This window comes from Chitinophaga sp. CC14 (assembly GCF_048957795.1).
In the GTDB taxonomy this organism is placed as follows: Bacteria; Bacteroidota; Bacteroidia; order Chitinophagales; family Chitinophagaceae; genus Chitinophaga; species Chitinophaga ginsengisegetis.
Genome location: NZ_JARBFY010000005.1, coordinates 160,340 through 174,985 on the forward strand (window position 1 = coordinate 160,340; position 14,646 = coordinate 174,985).

The 14,646-nt window shown below is 49.4% G+C and carries 7 protein-coding genes; 2 read left to right on the top strand and 5 right to left on the bottom strand.

The window, feature by feature from the left end:
* Nucleotides 1-18 precede the first annotated feature (18 nt).
* The 5 genes from PV783_RS20220 to PV783_RS20240 form a co-directional block, all read right to left on the bottom strand.
* Nucleotides 19-2,814: a SusC/RagA family TonB-linked outer membrane protein gene (locus PV783_RS20220; RefSeq protein ID WP_420989348.1), complete on the bottom strand. Its 2,796-nt coding sequence runs from the start codon at nt 2,812-2,814 to the stop codon at nt 19-21.
* A gap of 28 nt (nt 2,815-2,842) precedes the next feature.
* Nucleotides 2,843-4,570: a RagB/SusD family nutrient uptake outer membrane protein gene (locus tag PV783_RS20225; RefSeq protein WP_420989349.1), complete on the bottom strand. Its 1,728-nt coding sequence runs from the start codon at nt 4,568-4,570 to the stop codon at nt 2,843-2,845.
* A gap of 12 nt (nt 4,571-4,582) precedes the next feature.
* Nucleotides 4,583-7,708, bottom strand: coding sequence for a SusC/RagA family TonB-linked outer membrane protein (locus PV783_RS20230; RefSeq protein WP_420989350.1), 3,126 nt, complete (start codon nt 7,706-7,708; stop codon nt 4,583-4,585).
* 202 nt (nt 7,709-7,910) lie between these two features.
* Nucleotides 7,911-11,993 carry a hybrid sensor histidine kinase/response regulator transcription factor gene (locus PV783_RS20235; protein ID WP_420989351.1) on the bottom strand — a complete coding sequence of 1,361 codons (4,083 nt, stop codon included), beginning with the start codon at nt 11,991-11,993 and terminating at the stop codon, nt 7,911-7,913.
* Nucleotides 11,994-12,100: 107 nt separating this feature from the next.
* Nucleotides 12,101-12,706: a sterol desaturase family protein gene (locus PV783_RS20240; RefSeq protein WP_420989352.1), complete on the bottom strand. Its 606-nt coding sequence runs from the start codon at nt 12,704-12,706 to the stop codon at nt 12,101-12,103.
* A 154-nt stretch (nt 12,707-12,860) separates the two neighbouring features.
* On the opposite strand from PV783_RS20240, the gene PV783_RS20245 reads away from it, so the two are divergent.
* Together PV783_RS20245 and PV783_RS20250 are read left to right on the top strand one after the other, a co-directional pair.
* Nucleotides 12,861-13,763, top strand: a complete 903-nt coding sequence (locus PV783_RS20245; RefSeq protein WP_420989353.1) for an AraC family transcriptional regulator — start codon at nt 12,861-12,863, stop codon at nt 13,761-13,763.
* 69 nt (nt 13,764-13,832) lie between these two features.
* The gene (locus PV783_RS20250) at nt 13,833-14,618 is read left to right on the top strand and encodes an SDR family NAD(P)-dependent oxidoreductase (RefSeq protein WP_079472980.1); all 786 of its coding nucleotides are present in this window, start codon (nt 13,833-13,835) and stop codon (nt 14,616-14,618) included.
* Nucleotides 14,619-14,646 lie beyond the last annotated feature (28 nt).

The window sequence follows — 14,646 nt, forward strand, 5'->3', positions numbered from 1 at the left end:
TTTTTGTTGAGATGATGATCATAATTGCACACGTACACCTGCGTTCATGGAGCGCATAGCGGGATACCCGCTGAGTGTTTCAGGATCGGCAAAATGAATGTGGTCCAGTGAAAACACGTTGGTTGCGTTCACATACAGGCGGAGCTGCTGCATCCTGATACGCGACAACAGCGAGGCCGGGAAGGTGTATCCCAGTTCGATGTTGCGCAGTTTTACAAAGCTGCCATTGCGCTGCCAGAAATCGGTAGAGCGATAGTTATTATCATTCGCCGCAGTAGTAAGACGCGGATAAGTGGCGGTAGCCGCTGTTTCCGGCGTCCATCTGCCCATAGCGATGGGCGCTGCTTTCGCATCATTTACAAACGCCCATACCAGCGGACCGGATAACATAACGCTGCGGTTAGTGACGCCCTGGAAAAATGCATCCAGATCGAACCCTTTGTATTGTACGCCCAGGTGCAAACCAAAGGTCCATTCCGGTAGTACGGGTTTACCGATGGCTACTTCATCATAAATATCGATGATGTGATCGCCGTTCTGGTCTTTGTATTTGATATCACCGGGTTTCACGGGTGCAAAAATCTGTTGCGGGCTGTTACTCACATCTGCCTCATCTTTGAAAAACCCGATGGCCTGTAAGCCAAAAGGCTGCCCGATGCTTTGACCGGTGCGGTTGAGATAGGCATAGGGCTGTTGCGCTTCTGCCATGTATAATATTTTATTCCGGGCGAAGGCTGCGGAGGCGGTGGCAAAATAACTGAAGCTATGTTTTACTTCGCTCTGGTATCCCAGTTGTAATTCAAAGCCCCTGTTCCTTACGCTGCCTACGTTTTCAGCCGGCAGTCCCACGCCTATATAGCCGGGAACAGCGCCATATCTTTCCGCCAGGATATCTGTTCTTTTTTCGTCGAAGAGGTCGAGCATAACGCTGATCCTGTTGTGCAACAGGGAAGCGTCTATCCCGATATTGGCCCTGCGGTTTTTCTCCCAGGTGATATCGGGGTTAGCGAGGCTGCCTTCATCCATGCCACCGGCGTAGCGGTTATCCTTACCAAAGTAATATCCTCCACCGCTGCTGTAGTACTGGTTGTAAGGGAAGCGGCGGCCACCTACCTGGTCGTTGCCCACCTGGCCATAGGAGGCCCGTAGTTTCAGGAAGCTGATCCACTGCGCCTCTTGCAGGAAGTGTTCTTCAGACAGGATCCATCCGGCGGATATGGCGGGGAAAAAGCCAAAGCGTTTGCCCTTGGGGAAATTTTCGGAGCCGTTGTAGCCGAAGGAAAAGTCGCCGATGTATTTTCGTTTATACGCGTACGTTATCCTGCCGGCGGTACCCTGATGCGCATAGGGAACGTTGTTACCTGATATGGTATAAACATCCTGCTGGTACAGCATCAAGGCATCGATGCTATGTTCACCGAAGGTACGGTTGTAGGTAAGATTGAACTGGGTGTTGGTGCGTCTCCACTGATCGTTCACCCCATCATTTTCTACTATGGTAGTGTTGTCGCCAAACTTATTGTAGATGGTATCTCCTGCCGGATTTTTGAGCAACTGGAATACCGCAAACTGTTTGGTTTTATCATCATTACCCTGGAACCAGTTATTGAAAGATACTGCTGCACCGGCTTTTAATCCCGGTGTAATCTGATCCAGGGCATAGCTGAGGCGCATGGTAGCCTGCAGGCTGCGGGCGTGCGTGGTAGCTACGCCACGGCCCAGTACCAGTCCTACGGGGTTACCGCGATACACAGAGGTGCCTCCGTAAGAGTTATCGGGGTTGCGCACCGGGAAGGCATTTGGTGGTATAAGCATCATATTGCTCCAGATCTCCGGGGCGCCAACGCCGGGATAGCTGCGGTCTTCCACCCTTCCGGCGAGGTCCAGTGAAGTGCTTAAACGCCTTGTTACTTTAATATCCACATTGGAGCGGAAGTTATAACGGAGGAAATTGGCGTTGGAGCTTTCTTCTCTTTTCTTATCTGTGTTCTTATACAGTCCTGTATTTTTCAGTACGTTCAGCGATACAAAATAGGTAGCGTTGTTGTTACCGCCTGTGAGGTTCAGGTTGTATTCCGACATGGGCGCCGACTTCTTCAGTACTTCATCATACCAGTTTACGTCAGGATGAAAGTATTTGTCGTTGCCGCTTTTATACGCATCCAGGTCGGCCTGTGAATACCTGTCTGTTTTACTTTCATTCCTTAGCGCCTCGTTGTAGAGCGTGGCATAGTCGTACGAGCCGAGGAAATCCGGTAGTCGCTGCGGGCGCTGGAAGCCAGTTTGCGCGCGGAAGGAGATTTTAGGTTTTCCGTTGAATCCTCTTTTAGTGGTAACAAGCAATACGCCGTTGGCGCCGCGGATACCATACATGGCTGTAGCCGTAGCGTCTTTCAGCACCGTGATGCTTTCAATTTCATCTGCCGCCAGCTGGTCAAAAGGGCTTTCAAATCCGTCTACAAAAGTAAGGATTCCTGACCCGCGATAGGAGCTAACGCCGCGTATAGTCATGGACGGTGCATCATAGCCCGGTTCTCCACCGCCCTGCATAACGGTGAGCCCTGGTATACGGCCATACAAGCCATTGCTGAGGGTAGCGGCGGCTGATTTCCGTAATACGTTACCGTTCACTCTTCCATAGGCGCCGGTTACTTTCCACCATGCCTGTTCTCCATATGCCATGGGCACCTGCAGGGTGGTATCTGCTGTTACCGAGGCCGAGTCGGGAGCGGATTGTGCCAATGCTGCAACGGCGATTAGTGTACCCGTTGCCGTTAGCAAAGCTGTTTTACTTATTTTATATATGCGGTTCATTGTTTCAGTATTGAAGTTTACAATCGGGTTACCAGCCTGGGTTCTGGATCATGTATTGTTTGTAGATTTCCACATTGGGGAAAGGATACAGGTACATTTTATCGTTCCACACCCGTTGTTCAAACACTACCTGGTCAAAATGAAATTCGCTGCTGCCGGCGATGGGCTTTAATCTCAGCCCATACATCTTTCCATTCATCACGCCTTCGTCGCCCGCAATTTTCCAGCGGCGCACATCCCAGTAACGATGTTCTTCAAAGGCCAGTTCCACGGCGCGTTCATTTCGTATAGCCGTTCTCATTTCTTCTTTTGTTTTACCCGAAAGTGCGGGCATACCTGAGCGGGCGCGAACCGTATTAATAGCGGTATACACTTCCGTTACGGGGCCTTGCGCTTCATTCAATGCCTCTGCGTAGTTGAGATAAAATTCTGCCAGGCGGAATACCGGCCAGTTGATGGTAGCGCCGTAGGAAGACCAGGTAACGCTGCGGGGCAGGAACTTATGCAGCCATTGTCCGCCGCCACGGTCGCCACCATGCAGCGCGGGTTTGCCATCTGTTTTAATGTACATCTGCACCGCACCTATTTCACTGTTCCAGTTGGCGCCGTTGTATCCTATTGATTGTGCAAAGCGGGGGTCCAGCGAAGCGTACATGGCGTTGGCGTTGTCGCCGGATTCAGGCCAGGTTTGGGCACCGCCGGTTTTCTTCTCATAAAGTTTTACGAAGTTCATTGGCACGGAAATACCATACCATCCTCCATACATATTCACCGGCATGGTGAAGTTGAAGTAGTCGCTGTAAATACCCCACCAGCCGTTTGATTTATTGGCGAGGATAATTTCCGCGTTATCGGGTTGCGACCATACATACTCGTAGTTTCTATCTGCCCCAAACTCTGTGATGAGACGGCAGCTGCCGGTGGGCGCCCAGTCGAGCACCGCTTTAGCGGCATCCGCTGCTTTCTGCCATCGGGTGGCATCATAGTTATGATAGCCTACCAGTGTAGCGGTAGCGTCGGTAGTAGGTACATAAGAGGTGGCGCTATTGAACAAGGGACTTGCCGCATATAACAGCACGCGCGATTTCAGTGAAAGTACCGCGCCTTTGCTGATGCGGCCCCGGAGGAAACCTTCCTGTGCAGCCGGCAACCCGGTTACGGCGGCATCGCAATCAGTGATGATAAAGTTGATACATTCTTCCAGTTTGTTACGCGGCAGTTTGAGGTTGTCGCTGTTAAGCAAACGCTTGTCGACGATAGGCACACCTCCGTAACGTTTCACCAGTTCAAAGTACTGAAGGGCGCGCAGGAAGCGGGCTTCCGCTTTCAGCTGTGTTTTATATTCCGCGGTGGCATCTGGTACGCCGTCGATGCGTTCCATAAAAATATTGGCCTTGCGGATGGCTTTATAATGCGTATTAAAATCGTCTTCCGGGTTATCGTTAGCGTTCCACTGTCCTTCGTTAAACCGGTTGGTGCCGGGCCAGCTGTCGGCGATATCGCCTTCATCGCAAGCGGCTGCCAATACGCCGGCTACAATGCCGCCACTGCTGGAAACGCTCCAGCCGGTAGGTAATCCTGAAGGCACGCTGTTGCCGTATACATCATACAGAAATGTTTCTGCATTCCTGATCTTTGAAAAAATAGTATCTTCTGTAATATCCACGGATGGCGGCTTTTCGAGAAAATCCCTTGTGCAGGAAAAGAATGCGCCCAGCAGCAGACTTAATATGATATAGTATTTTACTTGTTGCATAGTTTGTATTTTTTAGAACTGCAGATTCAACCCCACGTTATATACCTTTTGTTGCGGATAGAACTGGCCGCGGCCGTCCGGCGCTTCAGGGTCGTATGTTTTCAGGGACGACCAGGTAATGAGGTTCATACCATTGGCATATACCCGTATGCTGCCGATCTTTGCACGTTTCAGGATACCATCCGTAAAGGTGTAGCCTACTTCCACATTCTTCAGGCGCAGGTAGCTGGCATCTTTCAGCCAGTAGCTGGAGCGCTGATAGTTGTTACCGGCGGGGCTTTGCGACAAGCGGGGAAAAGTGATTTTTTCACCGGCCTTGTACCGTTCTTCATTCCAGCGTTCCATATGTACTGACATAGCATTGCGCCAGTCGGTATCAAATGGCCATGCTGCCATTTGCTCGAGGTATACAGATGCTTTATCAGCGCCTTGGAACAGCACTGAGCAATCGAATCCTTTATAGGCGGCGCCGAAGGAGAAGCCATAAATGATTTGCGGGAACTGGGAGTAGCCGATGGGCATCTGGTCGTCGTTGTTGATGACACCATCGCCGTTTACATCTTTATAGCGGATATCGCCGGGCTGGAGGGCATCCCTGCCGTTGGCGCCGGGCGCGTAGGAAGACTGTGGTCTTTTTGTATCATTGATTTCGTCCCAGGTATTGAACAGTCCTTCTGCCACCAGGCCAAAGTACTGACCTACCGGGTTACCGGTTTCATTTTGATAAGGATAAGAGCGCGGGGCTTCATCTTTAAATTCTATTTTATTACGGGCAAAGGAATAGTTAGCCTTTACCCAGTAGTTCAATTTGCCAACATAGTCGTTATAACCGGCATCGAGTTCAAACCCTTTGTTGCTAACCCTTCCCAGGTTATAGGCCGGCAGGTCGTTCACACCTACAATGCCCGGTACAGCGCCGCGCATGGCCAGGATATTATTACGCTTTTCCTGGAAATAGTCGCCGGTGAAAGAGAAGCGGTTGTTAAACAATTTCATTTCAAGACCAATGTTGGATTTCTTTGCTCTTTCCCAGGTGATATCGGGGTTACCGAGTTTACCTTCGTAGGAGCCGCCATACCATTGGTAGGAAGAACCTACTTCGCCGAAATTATATCCGCCACCGTATGCGAAAGCAGAGGGAAGATAGAGAAACCGGGAGCCGCCATTGAAGATGTCGGAGAGTTTATCGTTTCCTACTTCTCCATAAGATCCTCTTACTTTCAGGAAAGTGAGGTATTTATTTTTTGGGAAGAAGGGTTCATCTGAAGCTACCCAACCCAGGGAGTAAGCGGGGAACCAGCCAAATCTTTTGCCTTCGGGGAAGTTTTCCGAACCATTATAGCCCATATTAAACTCCACCAGGTAGCGGCTTTTGAAGTTATAAGCAACACGCGCTGCCATTCCGAGGTAGGCATTGGGTACTTTATAAGTAAGCGAGGGTGCATAGGCTTTACTTTGATTATACAGCAGTAAACCGGTTACGTTGTGCGCACCGAAGGTGCGGCTATAATCCAGTGCCAGTTCACCATATATTTTGCGGCGCTTGTCGTAGCTTTCGCTAAAGCCCAGGGTGGTTTCTTCCCCTTGTGGTATATAGAGAATATTATCTGCGTTGGCCGGGTCTTTTACGGCGAGGTAGGTGACGTTGTTTTTAGAACGCCTGATAGAGTGGCTGTACCAGCTATCGTATGCGATGGTACCGCGGGCCGACAAACCGGCTGTTATGAAATCCAGTTTGTGGTTGAGGATAACGGAAGAATTCACGTTACTCTTGAACAATTGCTGGTAGCCTGCGTTGAGCATGGTGAGCAGCGGGTTTCTGCCATTTACGGCGCCGGAAATCGTTACCAGTTTGCCGTCTACAATACCGGGGCTGCTGAAAGGATTGGCAGAAAGTACATCGAAGAAGATGTCACCGGCGGATTTGGCCGGGTAGTTCTGGTTCTCTACCTGTCCGCCGAGGTTTACTTTTACGGTAAACAGGGGCGTTACATCAAAATCGAAATTAGAGCGGAAGTTGTACCGTTTGTATTTTGGGTTGGCGCTGAACTCCGGGTTATAGTCCGCGTAACGGTAAGCCCCGTTCTGTTCAAAGTAGCCACCTGAAATAAAGTATCTCGCCAGCGAGGTACCGCCGCTGATATTCAGGTTGTGTTGTGATTGAAGGGAGTAAGGTTTCAGCATCATATCGAACCAGTCAACGCTGGGATGAAACACGGGGTCCTTTCCTGATTTAAACAGTTCCAGGTCTTCTGCTGTGAAATAAGGCTCCTTTCCGTCGTTTTTGAGCGCTTCATTTTTCAGGGTGGCATACTCATAGCTGCTCACCATTTTGGGCAGCTGTGTAGGGCTTTGCCGGCCCAGGTTGGAAGTTAAGCTCAGTTTGGGTGGTCCCATTTTGCCGCGGCGGGTAGTGATCAGGATAACGCCGTTGGCGCCCCGCACCCCATATACCGCCGTAGAGGAGGCGTCTTTCAGGATATTGATGGTTTCTATTTCGTTGGGATCTATCTGGTTGATATTGGATCGTTCGATGCCATCGACCATGATAAGCGGGTCTGACCCCGAGCCGGCATCCAGTGTACCGATACCGCGGATTTTCAGGCTGGAGCCATCCTGACCCGGTTCACCGCTGCGTTGTACCGCAATAAGGCCCGGCAGGCGGCCTACCAGCATATTGGATACGTTGGCCACTGGGGATTGCAACAGTTCTTTGGTGCCGATAGACGCCACGGCGCCGGTAACGGTTACCTTTTTCTGGACGCCGTATCCCACTACTACCACTTCCCCGAGATTTTTTTCGTCCGGCTGCATCTTTACATTCAAAACCGACCCGCTGCCCAGCGGTACTTTGCGGGTAATATACCCGATACAGGAGAACACCAGTACCCGTTTGCCATCGGGCACGTCTATACGGTAATTGCCATCTGAATCAGCAGAGGTGGACTTCTGGGTACCCTCTACTACGATGGTGGTACCTATCAGGGCGCTTCCTTTTTCATCCGTTACCTTACCGGTAATGATGACGCCGGCCGGTTTTACGGCGGCAAAAGTAAACAGAGGTAATGAGGTCAGGGACAAGAGGACAACATAAGTTATCCGTAAAAAAGACCGCACACTACAGTAGCTTTTTTTCATAACGTTGGGTATTACTTTTGAAAATGAAGGTGGCTGTATGCCCCTCATTGCGTTGGTTGACAGGGGTAAAATTCGGATGAATCATCCTGAATCATGGGGGAGAGATTCGCCTATTTAGGGGGAGGAATTGGGAATAAGGCACTAATATTCAAGGGATTTTGATTCCGGGAGACAGGAATGTGCATTTCTATCTCCCGAAAACTTATACCTGCTTCTGATTATCAAATTTTTTACGGTATTTCCGGATGTAGGCAGATGGGTTCATCTCAAACACCTTACAAAATTGTTCCCGGAAATATTTCACGTCATTAAATCCTACCTGGAAGGCGGCTTCACTTACATTGCAACCGGTATTAATGAGCAGTTCTGCGGCTTTCCTCAACCGGATGAAGCGGATAAATTCATTTACCGAGTGGCCGGAAATGGATTTTACCTTTTTATAGAGGGTGGAGTGGCTGATCCCTATTTCGAGGGCGAACTGTTTGATGTTAAAGTCGGGGTTATCGAGATGTTTCTCCGTAACCGCAATACAGCGGTGCAGGAACTCTTTATACTCCGCCGATATTTTCTGGTTACCGGTATTGAGGGTAATTTCCTTGTAGAAATATTGCTGCAGGGTGTTGCGGCTGCGGATAATATTGGTGATACGGGCAACGAAGAGGTCTTTATCAAATGGTTTACTAAGGTAGTCGTCGGCTCCGCCTTCGATACCTTTTAGTTTTATTTCCGGAGAAGAACTGGCGGTGAGTAATACTACGGGGATATGCCCCAGCGCGGGGTCTGACTTTATCTGCCGGCACAATTCAATACCGCTTTGTCCTTCCATTAATACATCGCTGATAATGATATCCGGCAGGTGGCGGCTGGCCAGCTGGTAGCCCTCCCCTCCTTCAGACGCTTCGTAGATATTGAAGGTAGCTTTAAAAATGCTTTTGATATAATCGCGTATCTGGCCGTTATCGTCTACAATGAGCATGCTGGGGCGGGGCGACAACAACACATCCAGGGTATCTTCCGCGGCCGCTTCCTCTGCTTCCATCAGTGCCAGGTCGTCTTCTTCCACCAGTTCCTCCAACAGGGACTCCATCCCGGCTGTTTCCTCAAAAACCGTGTAGCCATGCAGGTGATCTTTTCCTTTTTGGAGGGTGATCGTAAAGGTAGTACCATTGCCTGGCTCACTTTCGTATGCCACGGTGCCTTTGTGCGCCTGTACAAATTTCTTCACGAGGTACAAACCGATACCAAAGCCATTTTTCAGGGTGGTATCTTTTTCTGATACCTGGTAAAAGCGCTCAAAGAGCTTGTTGCCCACCTGGCCGGGGATGCCACAACCGCTGTCGGCAACACTGATGACGATGCCTTCCGGGAGATCTGACAGGGAGAAATGGATGCTGCCTCCGTCGGGCGTATACTTAAAGGCGTTGGACAGCAGGTTAAACAGGGCTACTTCAATTTTTTCACGGTCGGCGTATGCCATCACCTGTTCCGCGTTGCAGCTGAAGTCGAACTGCAGTTTTTTCATGCCTGCCTGGTGTGTAAAGCAGAGATATACTTCCCGGCAGATAGCGGCCATATCAAGTGGCACAATTTTCAGCTGATCTTCTTCCTGGTCGGCTTTCCTGAACAACAGGAGCTGATCTACCAGGCTCAGTAGGCGGCGTGCATTGCGGTATACGATGGTGAGGTCTTTACTTTCGATCTGGCGGCCATCGCTGTAAAGGAGTTCTTTTACCGGGTTGATGATCAATGTGAGTGGTGTACGGAACTCATGGGATACGTTGGTAAAGAAGGAGAGTCTTTTTTCATGCACTTCTTTCTCTTTTTCCGAACGGATATGCGACAGTTCTATTTCATACCGGAGGCGGGCCTGCCGGCGCTGGTAAAAGCGATAGGCGTATAAGAGGCCGCCGGTGAGCAGTGCGTAAACGATATATGCCAGCCAGGTACGGTACCAGGGAGGCAACACTTTAATTTTTATGATGCGTTCCTGCGGGTTCCATATACCATCTGCATTGGTACTTTTTATACGGAAGCGGTAGTTGCCTTCATGCAGGCGGGTATAGTTGGCGGTTCGTTGGGTGTTCACATAGTTCCAGTCGTTATCCCACCCCTCCATATAATATGCATAGGCGATTTTATCCGGGGACGAGTATTCCAGCGCTACATAATCGAGCGAGAATACGGCCTTGTCGTAGGGCAGTACCAGTTCCTCAAGGTAGCAAAGCGGCTGGTGGCTGCTTTTGACGTGTTCCTGATCATAAGGAGTATTGGAAATGCGGAGGCCCGCGATGAGCAGCGGCGGGAAATCGTTTTTTTCCGCGATGGCTGCCGGGTCAAAAATGTTGAATCCTTTGATGCCGCCAAAAAGCAGTTCCCCGGATGAGAGTCGTAATGACGCGTTGTAATTGAACTGGTTACTTTGCAATCCATCCGACTCATAAAAATTTTTGCATTGCCCGGTGGATGGGCTGTAACGGGCGATACCGTTGTAGGTGCTCATCCAGAGGTTTCCTTTATTATCTTCTTCAATATTCAGTACCGCGTTATTGGGCAGCCCTTCCTGTTCTGCGATGGTGGTGGTTTTACCGGTAGCGCGATCAAACTGTACGAGTCCTCCTCCTTCTGTGCCTATCCAGAAATGATGGGCTTTATCTTCATAGATAGCGCGGACGTTGAAGTCCATATTATAATACTGGTGCTGGCGGTTTTTTGTATCTGCTTTTATGAGCCTATTGAAAGTGCCGAACCAAAGGTCGCCGGCTTTATCTTCCGAGATGGTGATGATATCGCGGAGGCCCGGATCAAAACATTCGAAACGGTTGGTGGCTTTATTCAGGCGGTAAATGGTACCTCCCATGCAGGCGCCGGCCCACAGGGTATTCTGGCTATCGAGGTATAGCTTCCACACAAACTTATCTTCATAGCCATTCAGGCTGCACGTGTATTTTTCAAAAGTATGGTTTGCCCTGTTGTAGCGGTTGATGCCGCCGCCGAAAGTAGCCACCCAGATATTATTATCCTGGTCCTTTACGATGCTGGTAACATTGTTATTACTGAGTGAACCGGGGCTGTTTGCTTTGTGGGCGAATGCGGTGTAGCAGTTTTGTTTCCGGTTCCATATAGAGATGCCGCCGCCGTCGGTGCCTATCCAGATATCTTTATTCCCGTCTTCACAAAATGAAAAAGCAAAATTGGCTGCCGGGCTGTTACCTGTTAAAGGATTAGGGGTGATGGTGGTAAAGCGTGACTTTTGTTTATCGATGATATTAACGCCACCGCGCAGGGTGCCGATCCATTTACGCTGATCACGATCTTCATACACGGCATACACGGCGTTGCTGGTAAGGGACGATTTATCTTTACCGGTTTGGAGTTGCCAGGCGGTATCTCCGTGTTCCGGCATTACAAAAATGCCATCGCCATCGGTAGCTACCCATAGTTGCCGGGTGGCGTCGATGGTTAAGCTGATCACTTTACTATCCTGCTGGCGGGTGGCTGTGAGCGACCGGGAGAGCATGTTGGTGGCGGGATTGTAGCAATATACGCCTTCGTCTGTACCCATCCAGAGTTGCCCGGAGGCGTCTGCGATGAGGCAATTTCCTCTTTTCTGTTGTTCATTTACCCGTACGATCTGTTGTTTTTCTTCATCATACCGGCAGAGGCCAACGTTTTGTACAATGAGCCAGCACCGGCCCTGCTGATCATTCACAATAGCGGGAACATTGTTGGCGATGATAGTGTTTGCACCTGTCAGCGGAATTTGCCGCGCGAGGCTTCCGGCAGGCGGATAAACGAGCAGACCGTGACTGGCAGTGCCCATGAGCACCAGTCCTTTCCGGTTTGTGACGATGGTATATACTTCTGAAGAAACAGGCAGGGTGTCGCCCTTCGTTAAGCTGCGGTAATAAACAGGTTGAAACACGCCTGTGGGGCCATTCAACCGGTTTGCACCGTGTTTGGTACCTACCCACATGTAGCCGGAAGAATCTTCTGCGATGGTAACGATGCGGTTGTTGGTGAGGGAGTTGGGCGCTTTGAGTTGTTGCCGGCTTACTTTGAAGCTGTATCCGTCGTAGCGGTTTAATCCGTCGTAAGTGCCAAACCACATGAAACCATAGCGATCTTTATGGATGCAGGTAACGGAGTTATTGGACAGTCCCCGTTCAATACCGAGATGACTGATAGGTTGTTGCTGTGCGTGCGCATCACTCCGTGTGAGCAGCATTGCCAGGAACAGGTATATTACACTAACCGGGATATTGATGCGTGGATTGGTATAGATCACTACTTCCTTCTTTGAAGATGCTATTTAACAGGCGTCTTTAACTAAGGTAATAATTAAATGTAAACCCGACAATAATTCAGATTACTTTTATTTCCGGTGATTCCCTATCAAAACATAGTACCAAACACGCGGTCCCACAAAGTAGAGCTTACGCCAAAACCCAGTTCCTCATTTTTATAGTGATGCAGGTGGTGGTTACGCCATAAGGGTTTCAGCCATTTGAAGGGTGGCGCCCAGGCGTGGATGGCGTAGTGCATACTTCCGTAGGCGAGGTAGCCGGAAATGAAGCCCGGGAAAAATACCCAGGCTGCATTGTTCATCAACAGATAAAAGACAGCAAAAAGAAAAGAAGAGATGATAACGCTTGGCACCGGCGGCATAAACAGCCGTTGGCGGTCGCGCGGATATTCGTGATGATTGCCATGCATGGTATAGGTAACTTTCTTTGCCAGCGGATGCTCGCTGACCCAGTGAAAGATGAACCGGTGAGCGAGGTACTCGAAGAGTGTCCAGCCGAGCACGGCTACCAGGTAGATAAAGCCGATCTTCCACCAGGAGAAATGTAAGGAAGTGCGGCTGTAGTATAACATATAGCTGATCACTGGCAGATATATCCCGAAGATAATGATGGGATGGGTTTTTGTGAGAAACTCCAGGTACCTGTTACTGAAAATCTGCGCCTGGCCTTTGTTATGCACTTTTTCAAATTTCATATGCGGCTGTTTTTATGCGTAGCATCCGGTGTAAAAATGCAACAGGCATGGGTTACAGCCATCTAATTTTTCATGAACTGCGGATTTAACGGGTTGAATTGTTGAAAAAGGGGGTTTACCCGGATGTTACGTTTGAATTGCATAACTTTACCGGATGAAAGCAAAAGAAAGTGTGGCATCCTTTTTTGAATTACACGGGAAGGAGTATTCAAGCGGACAGTTCAGTGTAAACCGGCTGGAGGAATTTGGTTGCAGTGCTACCAATTTACCATCCAACAGGAGGGATTTTTATAAGATCTCGCTCATTGTAGAAGGCGGTGGTATTTTATCTTATTCTGATAAAAGCATCCGGATCGAAGGCGCCTGTCTTTCTTTCATGAACCCCATGATTCCTTATTCCTGGGAACCCACTACCAACCTGCAAACCGGCTACTTCTGCCTGTTCCAGGAAAGCTTTATAGACGCTCACTTAAAGAATGGCAGTCTTGCGCAATCACCGCTGTTTAAAACCGGCGGCAATCACATCTTTTTTCCTGATAAAGAGAAAGTGGATTTTCTCCGGCAGATATTTGAAAATATGCTGCGGGAGATGAATTCCGGCTACGCCAATAAACAGGAATTGCAGAAGAGCTATGTGCAGATCATTATGCATGAAGCGCTCAAAATGCAGCCACCTGAAACCTATTACCAGGCGGGTAACGCGTCCCAGCGGATCAGTGAATTATTTATAGAGTTGCTGGAAAGGCAATTCCCTATTGATCCGCCGCACCAGGTGATCCGGTTGAAAAACGCCAATGAGTATGCCGAGCATTTATCTGTTCATACCAATCATTTGAACCGGGCATTAAAGGAAACCACCGGGAAAACCACTACCGAATGGATTTCGGAGAAAATAACCGCCGAAGCAAAGGCGCTGCTGCTGCACAGCAACTGCGATATCGCGGAAATTGGTTACTGCCTGGGCTTTGAGCATGCTTCTAACTTTAATATCTTCTTTAAAAAACAAGCTGGACAAACACCCAACCAGTTCCGGAAGGCGACTGTTTCCATTTCATAACTACCTGTTTGATTCGCATAATTCCGGGAGTAATGCGCCGGCTATCTTTGTGTCATAAATAAAAAATATATGGCACAGGAAGTATTAAAAGACAAAGTAGCCCTGATTACAGGAGGCACTACCGGTATAGGTTTCGCAACGGCTGAATTATTTCTGCGCAATGGCGCCAAAGTGGTGATTGCAGGACGCCGGGAAACAGAAGGACAAAAAGCATTACACGCATTACAGCAAATCAGTTCCGATGTACATTTTATTGCGGCCGATGTATCGCAGGGTGCGATGGTGCAAAAGTTGGTAGCGGATACGGTAGCACGTTTCGGGCGACTGGATATTGCGTTTAATAACGCCGGTATTGAAGGCCAATTCGGGTTGATTGAAAACACGCCGGAAGAAGAATTTGATAAAGTAATTGGCATCAACTTAAAGGGTGTGTGGTTATCCTGCAAATATGAAATTGAACAATTCAAGAAGCAAGGCACCGGTGGGGCGATTGTAAATACCTCATCATGGCTGGCCCGCGGGGCCGGCGCCGGTTCTGGCGTTTATTCCGCCAGTAAAGCAGGTACCGATGGTTTGATCCGGGCACTGGCTATTGAAGCTGCGCCGGCGGGAATCCGGGTGAACAATGTTCAGCCTGGCTATATTCATACCCCGATGTTTGACCGTTTCTTTCCAACAGAGGGCGCGGAAGCACTACAGGAGCCTTTTAAGAAACATGCGCCTCTTGGCCGTTTTGCGAAACCTGAAGAGGTGGCAGAACTGGTGTTGTGGCTGAGTAGTCCGGCGGCATCGTTTGTTACCGGGGAGAGTATTTTGGTAGATGGTGGTTTGGCCATTGGTGGTCAAAGGTTCTAAGCATAAAAGGGCTGTCTTAAACGACAGC

Excerpts from the sequence above, each read along its gene's own strand:
- PV783_RS20220 (WP_420989348.1), bottom strand. The coding sequence starts at position 2,814 with ATGAACCGCATATATAAAATAAGTAAAACAGCTTTGCTAACGGCAACG.
- PV783_RS20225 (WP_420989349.1), bottom strand. The coding sequence starts at position 4,570 with ATGCAACAAGTAAAATACTATATCATATTAAGTCTGCTGCTGGGCGCA.
- PV783_RS20230 (WP_420989350.1), bottom strand. The coding sequence starts at position 7,708 with ATGAAAAAAAGCTACTGTAGTGTGCGGTCTTTTTTACGGATAACTTAT.
- PV783_RS20240 (WP_420989352.1), bottom strand. The coding sequence starts at position 12,706 with ATGAAATTTGAAAAAGTGCATAACAAAGGCCAGGCGCAGATTTTCAGT.
- PV783_RS20245 (WP_420989353.1), top strand. The coding sequence starts at position 12,861 with ATGAAAGCAAAAGAAAGTGTGGCATCCTTTTTTGAATTACACGGGAAG.
- PV783_RS20250 (WP_079472980.1), top strand. The coding sequence starts at position 13,833 with ATGGCACAGGAAGTATTAAAAGACAAAGTAGCCCTGATTACAGGAGGC.